Origin of the sequence: Escherichia sp. 94.0001 (assembly GCF_013369155.2) — a bacterium.
Lineage (GTDB): Bacteria > Pseudomonadota > Gammaproteobacteria > Enterobacterales > Enterobacteriaceae > Escherichia > Escherichia coli_F.
In genome coordinates this window covers 1-246 of sequence record NZ_JABWMS020000326.1, presented here as the reverse complement: position 1 = coordinate 246, position 246 = coordinate 1, and the positions used below count along the sequence as shown (strand labels likewise).

Here is a 246-nt window from a genome sequence, read left to right as displayed (position 1 = left end):
GATTCTTGTCTCCTGCATAGCTGAATGACGTCACCAGCCCCAGCGTGTCCGTAAATTCATAACGGTATTTCACGTTAATCCCGTTAAGATTATCGCTACCGGGAGCGTTCGTCCGGGCATGAAGATACCCCGCGCTCAGTGTGGACTGATGTTCAGACGCCCATGCAGGCGCACCGGATACGGACAGACAGATGGCTGCGGACAAAATGGCTGCACAAACTTTACGCATAATTACCTCTCGCTTTT

The 246-nt window shown here is 51.6% G+C and carries 1 protein-coding gene; it reads right to left on the bottom strand.

The window, feature by feature from the left end; genetic code table 11:
* Window positions 1–229, bottom strand: a 229-nt coding sequence (locus HEN33_RS27280; RefSeq protein WP_183083580.1) for an Ail/Lom family outer membrane beta-barrel protein, incomplete at its 3' end; no start/stop codon positions are given.
* Between the last annotated feature and the right edge of the window lie 17 nt (window positions 230–246).